We start from the raw sequence: 7,387 nt of genomic DNA on the forward strand, positions 1-7,387 counted from the left end.
CCCCACGGCCTGGGCCCCGGCTAGGCGTTGTACTCGTCGGCCTTCTGCGGCTCCACGCCCTGGATCATGCCGCTGAGCACCAGCGAACGGTTGGTGAAGCGCTCGGTGTCCACGCCGTGCTCCGCCAGGACGCCCATGGCGGCGGCGTGCACCGTGCGCAGGACCGGGGTCGCGGCGCGCAGCGCGTCGTCGGCCATGAAGCGGTGCCGCCAGGGCTTGTCCGCCCAGACGTGCCGCAGACCGAACGGCTCGGGCAGGGTCAGCTTCCCGCCGAGGAAGTCCAGCACCGGCGGGAACCACGTCAGCGGCGCCCGGGCGGCCAGCCGGACCACCTCCTTGGGCTCGATGAGCGGGAGGTGCTGGGTCTTGGTCTCCCAGAACTTGACGACCTTGGCGACGTCCTTGGTCTTCGGCTCCGGCTTGGTCGTGAACAGGCCGTTCACCGGACCGAGGGCGTGACCGGTCACCTCGATGCGCAGCGTCTCGTGCAGCACCGTGACGGTGATCATCAGCGTGATCACCAACTGGCCGTCCCACAGCACGAACTGCACACCCAGGTAGTGGCGGTTACCGCTGCCGAACTGCTGCTCGTTGCAGATCCGCTCTATCTCGTGCCCGCGGATCTGGTACGCCTCCACATGCGTGCCCTCGGGCCGGGCGACGGCGGCGGCCTTCTCCCCGACCGGGGAGACGATCCAATGGCGCACGGACGGGGTGGGGAAACCGCCGGTGTGCAGCGGGCTGCGCTCCAGCAGCCGCAGCTTGTCGTGGATCGCCCGGATCACGTCCCAGCTGCGGAACGGGTGGATCTCGGTGCCCTCCTGGGCCGGCTTGAGCTCCTCGGCGAGCTGCCAGCTGCCCCAGCGGGTACCCATGCCGAGTATGCCCTTGGGGCCGGCGTAGAAGACCACGTTGCTGTTCTGCTCGGCGGTGACCATGGCGAGGTTCTGACGGAGGGTCTCGGCGGCGGTCTGGTTCGGGTCCTGCGGCACCGCCTCGGGGATCTTCGCGGCCACCCCGCCGCCCTCCAGCAGCCCCTTCCACGACTCCCGCATGGCCACCGCGGTCTTCTCGCAGATCTGCTTGGCCCACCACCAGCCGATCATCGGCGCGATCATCATCGCCCGCGCGTACATCGGCCAGAAGCCGGTCATCGGCAGCTTGACCATGAAGAACAGCCCGAGACCGGCCAGCACGGTCAGCAGCGTCGCGCCGAGCAGCGAGACGCCGTTGCCCTCGCCGTCCTTGGAGAGCATCTTCCGCAGCTGGAAGACGCCCAGCCACAGCAGCACACCGGGCAGGAACACCACGCCGAACAGCACCATCAGCACCGTCAGCTTGGAGTCCCGCTGCTTGCGGATGCGGGTGGCCGACAGGCAGTGCTCGACGACGGTCTGCGGCTCGATGCCGAACGACTGGATCAGAGGCTTGCGGCCGCCACCGAGCATCCGCACCTGCACCGCCCGCGCGAACGCCTCCCCCAGATTGGGCTCGAACAGCGACAGCTTCGGCTTCTTGATCTCGGACTTGCCGGTGTCGGAGTCCGCCTTGGCGATGGCGACCAGCGGATCGTCACGGTAGGCGGCCGAGGCCAGTGCCTGGGTCGCCGCCGTCTGACCGGCGCTCCCCGAGAGCGGCACCTGCGCCCCAGGACTGAAGTCAAAGCCGTCTGCCACTACCGCCCCCCACACCGCTCGCATCCGATGATGCGGCTCTTCCCGACTTCCGCCGACGGCACACCTGTGACCCCGCGTCGCCGCCGCCGAACAGGTGTCCTACACCCTGCTCAGCGGCAGGAACTCAGCGTACAGCCGCCGTCCACCCCAAGGGAGTTGAGCCGGACGACGGCTGAATCACGGCGGTTGGCGGGTCGAGCCGGCGTCAACTACGCGCCGTTCTCCGCCTCTTGCCGCACCTTCGCGGCGATCTGCGGCGGCATCGGCTCGTGCCGGAGGTACACCCGGGAGAACCGGCCGGTGCCGTGCGAGAGCGACCGCAGGTCGACCGCGTACCGGCCGATCTCGATCTCCGGCACCTCCGCGCGGACGACGGTACGGCCGGCCCCGGACTGCTCGGTGCCCACGACCCGGCCGCGGCGCCCCGACAGATCACTCATCACCGGCCCCACGTACTCGTCCGGAACCATCACACTGACCTCGCAGAACGGCTCCAGCAGATCGATCCGGGCGTCGGCCGCCGCCTCCCGCAGCGCCAGCGCACCCGCCGTCTGGAACGCGGCGTCCGAGGAGTCGACCGAGTGCGCCTTGCCGTCGAGCAGCGTGACGCGGATGTCGACCAGCGGATGCCCGGCGGCGACCCCGCGCCCGGCCTGGGCACGCACCCCCTTCTCGACGGAGGGGATGAACTGCCGCGGCACCGCACCGCCCACGACCTTGTCCACGAACTCGATGCCCGAACCGCCCGGCAGCGGCTCGATCTCGATCTCGCAGATCGCGAACTGGCCGTGCCCACCGGACTGTTTGACGTGCCGGCCGCGGCCCGCGGCGGACTCGCCGAAGGTCTCCCGCAGCGGCACCTTGTGCGGCACGGTGTCGACCTGGACGCCGTACCGGGTCCGCAGCCGCTCCAGCGCCACGTCCACATGGGCCTCGCCCAGGCACCACAGCACCACCTGGTGGGTGTCCTGGTTGTGCTCCAGCCGCATCGTCGGATCCTCCGCGACCAGACGGGCCAGGCCCTGGGACAGCTTGTCCTCGTCGGCCTTGCTGTGCGCCTGGATGGCGACCGGCAGCAGCGGGTCCGGCATCGACCAGGGCTCCATCAGCAGCGGATCGTCCTTGGCGGACAGGGTGTCGCCGGTCTCGGCACGGGTCAGCTTCGCCACACACGCCATGTCACCGGCGATCGCCTGCGGCAGCGGCCGCTGCTGCTTGCCGAACGGGGCGGACAGCGCGCCCACCCGCTCGTCGACGTCGTGGTCCTCGTGCCCCCGGTCCGCGAGGCCGTGGCCCGAGACGTGCACCGTCTCGTCCGGACGCAGCGTGCCGGAGAAGACCCGGACCAGCGAGATCCGGCCGACATACGGGTCGGACGAGGTCTTGACCACCTCCGCGGCCAGCGGACCGTCCGGATCGCACGCGAGCGCCGGGCGCGGCCTGCCGTCCGGGGTGGTCACCGCCGGCGCCTCGCGCTCCGCAGGCGTCGGGAAACCACCGGTGATCAGCTCCAGCAGCTCGACCGTCCCCAGCCCCTGCTTCGAACCCTCCGCGGCCGGAGCCGCGGCCAGCACGGGATGGAAGGTGCCGCGGGCCACCGCCGTCTCCAGGTCCCCGACGAGCGTCTTGATGTCGATGTCCTCACCACCGAGGTAGCGGTCCATCAAGGACTCGTCCTCGCTCTCGGCGATGATCGCCTCGATGAGCCGGCCCCGGGCCTCCTCGATCAGCGGCAGCTCCTCGGCGGTCGGCTCCCGCTCGGCGCGCTCCCCGGAGGAGTAGTCGAAGACCCGTTGGGAGAGCAGGCCGATCAGACCGCGTACGGGGGCGTGCCCATCGGCTCCCGGCGTCCCGTACAGCGGCAGGTAGAGCGGGACCACGGCGTCCGGATCCTCCCCGCCGAAGGTGGCCCGGCACAGCTCGGTCATCTCGTCGAAGTCGGCCCGGGACGCCTCCAGGTGCGTGACGACCAGCGCCCGCGGCATCCCGACCGCCGCACACTCGTCCCACACCATGCGGGTCGCGCCGGCCACGCCGTCGGCCGCCGAGACAACGAAAAGGGCCGCGTCCGCTGCGCGCAGACCGGCCCTGAGTTCCCCGACGAAATCGGCGTATCCGGGGGTGTCCAGGATATTGATCTTGATTCCGCCCCAGTCCACCGGGACCAGGGACAGCTGTACCGAACGTTGCTGGCGGTGCTCGATCTCGTCGTAGTCCGACAGACAGCCGCCGTCCTCGACCCGCCCGGCCCGGTTGACCGCGCCGGACGCCAGCGCGAGCGCCTCGACCAGGGTGGTCTTTCCCGATCCGCTGTGGCCGACCAGCACCACGTTCCGCAGGGCCGTGGGCCGGCCGGCCGTTACCGCCCTTCCGGCGGCTCCCGGGTGTGTACTCGTCTTCTCGCTCATGTGTCTCGCCTCCAGGTCGACACTTTGCGGTGATTCGAGCTTTCCACCGTGGTCATCAGCCGTCCATAGATGGCACAGCGCCCCCGCGCTCACAAGGGGTCGAAGGGGCCCGCACGCGCGCCCGGAGGCGCACGCCGCCCGGCCCGAGCCGCGGGATGCACCCTGCGCCGCGATGCCTTCGTGGTGGCCGCAGACCTCGTGGCTACGATGGGCCAGCCGGTGGCCCCTTGACCGCGCGGCCCGTATCGACCTTCGGGAAGGCCATGCTGAACAAGTACGCGCGTGCTTTCTTCACGCGTGTTCTCACGCCGTTCGCCGCCCTGCTCATCCGCCTCGGCATCAGCCCGGACGCGGTCACCCTCATCGGCACCGGCGGCGTGGTGGCCGGCGCGCTGATCTTCTACCCGCAGGGCGAGTTCTTCTGGGGAACGGTCGTCATCACGCTGTTCGTCTTCTCCGACCTCGTCGACGGCAACATGGCCCGCCAACTGGGCCGCTCCAGCCGCTGGGGCGCCTTCCTCGACTCCACCCTCGACCGGGTCGCCGACTCGGCCATCTTCGGCGGGCTCGCCCTCTGGTACGCCGGCGCCGGCAACAGCCTGACCCTCTGCGCCATCGCGATCTTCTGCCTGGCCAGCGGCCAGGTCGTCTCGTACACCAAGGCCCGCGGCGAGGCCATCGGACTGCCGGTGGCCGTCAACGGCCTGGTCGAACGCGCCGAACGGCTGGTCATCACCCTCGTCGCCTGCGGTCTCTCGGGTCTGCACAAATTCGGGGTACCCGGCATCGAAACACTGCTGCCGATCGCCCTGTGGATCGTCGCCATCGGCAGCACCGTCACCCTCGGCCAGCGCGTGGTGACGGTACGCCGCGAATCGGCCGAGGCCGACGCCATCGCACGAGGGGGGAACAGCGCATGAGCCCGCGGCTGCCGCGGATCGACACCGGCACACTCACCGACGCGCTCTACGGACTGGGCTGGAGCACCGTCAAACGGCTGCCCGAAGCCGTCGCGGTACGCCTCGGCCGGCAGATCGCCGACACCGCCTGGAAACGCCGCGGCAAGGGCGTACGCCGCCTGGAGACGAACCTCGCCCGGGTCGTCCCGGACGCCTCCCCACAACGCCTGGCCGAGCTCTCCCGCGCCGGAATGCGCTCGTACATGCGCTACTGGATGGAGTCCTTCCGCCTCCCTGCCTGGAGCAAGGACCGCATAAGGAACGGCTTCGTCCCCGAGGACGTCCACCACCTCACCGACGGCCTCAAGAGCGACCGCGGTGTCGTCCTCGCCCTGCCCCACATGGGCAACTACGACCTCGCGGGCGTCTGGGTCACCACCAAGCTCAACACCCCCTTCACCACCGTTGCCGAGCGCCTCAAGCCGGAATCCCTCTACGACCGCTTCGTCGCCTACCGCGAGGGCCTGGGCATGGAGGTCCTGCCGCACACCGGCGGCGCCGCCTTCGGCACCCTCGCCCACCGCCTGCGGGCCGGCGGCCTGGTCTGCCTGGTCGCCGACCGCGACCTCTCCAGCTCCGGCATACCGGTCAAGTTCTTCGGCGAGGAGACCAAGATGCCCGCCGGCCCGGCGATGCTCGCCCTCCAGACCGGCGCCATGCTGCTGCCCGTCACCCTCTGGTACGACGACACCCCCGTCATGCGCGGCCGGGTCCACCCCGAGATCGAGGTCCCCGAGACCGGCACCCGCGTCGAGAAAGCCGCCCAGATGACCCAGGCGCTCGCCGACGCCTTCGCCTCCGGCATCGCCGACCACCCCGAGGACTGGCACATGCTCCAGCGCCTGTGGCTCGCCGACCTGGAGGCCCGCGAGCCCGGAACGGAGACGGCGTGAAGATCGGCATCGTCTGCCCCTACGCCTGGGACGTCCCCGGCGGCGTGCAGTTCCACATCCGCGACCTGGCCGAGCACCTCATCCGGCTCGGCCACGAGGTCTCCGTCCTCGCCCCCTCCGACGACGACACCCCCCTCCCGCCCTACGTCGTCTCCGCCGGCCGCGCCGTGCCCGTGCCCTACAACGGCTCGGTCGCCCGCCTCAACTTCGGCTTCCTCTCCGCCGCCCGGGTCCGCCGCTGGCTGCAGAACGGCGCCTTCGACGTCATCCACATCCACGAACCGGCCTCACCCTCCCTGGGCCTGCTCGCCTGCTGGGCCGCCCAGGGCCCGATCGTGGCCACCTTCCACACCTCCAACCCGCGCTCCCGCGCGATGATCGCCGCCTACCCGATCCTCCAGCCCGCCCTGGAGAAGATCAGCGCCCGCATCGCGGTCAGCGAATACGCCCGCCGCACCCTGGTCGAACACCTCGGCGGCGACGCCGTCGTCATCCCCAACGGCGTCGACGTCGAGTTCTTCGCCCGCGCCGAACCCAAGGCCGCATGGCAATCGGTGCGCACCTCCGGCGAGGACGGTGACGGACGACGGGCGGCCACGATCGGCTTCATCGGCCGCATCGACGAACCCCGCAAGGGCCTGCCCGTCCTCATGAAGGCCCTGCCCAAGATCCTCGCCGAGGTCCCCGACGCCCGCCTCCTCGTCGCCGGCCGCGGCGACGAGGAAGAGGCCGTCGCCTCCCTCCCCGCCGAACTCCGCTCCCGGGTCGAATTCCTCGGCATGGTCAGCGACGAGGACAAGGCCCGCCTGCTCCGCAGCGTCGACCTCTACATCGCGCCCAACACGGGCGGCGAATCCTTCGGCATCATCCTCGTGGAGGCCATGTCCGCCGGCGCCCCCGTACTGGCCAGCGACCTCGACGCGTTCGCCCAGGTCCTCGACCAGGGCGAGGCCGGCGAACTCTTCACCAACGAGGACGCGGACGCCCTCGCCACCACGGCGGTCCGGCTCCTCGGCGACCCGGCCCGCCTCGCCGAACTCCGCACCCGCGGCACCCGCCACGTCCGCCGCTTCGACTGGTCCACGGTCGGCGCGGACATCCTCGCGGTCTACGAAACGGTGACAGCGGGGGCGGCTTCGGTTCTGCCCACGTAGTCGCTTGCGCTTTGCGGCGCCTCCCACGTAGCTGGCTGTCCCGCCGCGGGGCTCGCCGTTGCCGCGTTGCGGCGCCTCCCACGTAGCTGTCTGCTGCGCCGCGGGTCGTCTCGCCGTTGCGCTTTGCGGCGCCGCGTACGTAGCTGCCTTTCCCGCCGCGGGGCTTGGTCGCCGTTGCGCCTGCGGCGGGCTGGGTTGTTGGTGGGTGCGGTGACGGGCCTCCGGGGCCTTGTTCGTGGACTGCTGTCGCTTTACGTCCACGAACAAGGCCCCTCCGGCCCGTCCCCTCCCGTTGGG

Annotated in this window: 5 protein-coding genes; 3 read left to right on the forward strand and 2 right to left on the reverse strand. The window is 70.9% G+C overall.

The window, feature by feature from the left end; all coding sequences use genetic code 11:
• Window positions 1-20 precede the first annotated feature (20 nt).
• A complete protein-coding gene (locus ACGF4C_RS31550) occupies window positions 21-1,700 on the reverse strand; it encodes a hypothetical protein (protein ID WP_393570829.1) in 1,680 nt (559 codons plus the stop codon).
• A 185-nt stretch (window positions 1,701-1,885) separates the two neighbouring features.
• Entirely contained in the window at window positions 1,886-4,084 is a 2,199-nt protein-coding gene (locus tag ACGF4C_RS31555; RefSeq protein ID WP_393570831.1) for an elongation factor G-like protein EF-G2, read from the reverse strand.
• A gap of 263 nt (window positions 4,085-4,347) precedes the next feature.
• Between ACGF4C_RS31555 and pgsA the strand changes: the two genes are divergently transcribed.
• The 3 genes from pgsA to ACGF4C_RS31570 are packed head-to-tail and all read left to right on the forward strand — an operon-like array spanning window position 4,348 to window position 7,090.
• On the forward strand, window positions 4,348-5,004 hold the full coding sequence (gene pgsA / locus ACGF4C_RS31560) for a phosphatidylinositol phosphate synthase (protein WP_393570833.1): 657 nt from the start codon (window positions 4,348-4,350) through the stop codon (window positions 5,002-5,004).
• Entirely contained in the window at window positions 5,001-5,936 is a 936-nt protein-coding gene (locus ACGF4C_RS31565; protein ID WP_393570834.1) for a phosphatidylinositol mannoside acyltransferase, read from the forward strand. The genes pgsA and ACGF4C_RS31565 overlap by 4 nt, the downstream gene beginning before the upstream one ends.
• Window positions 5,933-7,090, forward strand: a complete 1,158-nt coding sequence (locus ACGF4C_RS31570) for a glycosyltransferase family 4 protein (RefSeq protein ID WP_393570835.1) — start codon at window positions 5,933-5,935, stop codon at window positions 7,088-7,090. The genes ACGF4C_RS31565 and ACGF4C_RS31570 overlap by 4 nt, the downstream gene beginning before the upstream one ends.
• Window positions 7,091-7,387: the final 297 nt, after the last annotated feature.

Source organism: Streptomyces sp. NPDC048197, assembly GCF_043202395.1.
GTDB lineage: Bacteria > Actinomycetota > Actinomycetes > Streptomycetales > Streptomycetaceae > Streptomyces > Streptomyces siderophoricus.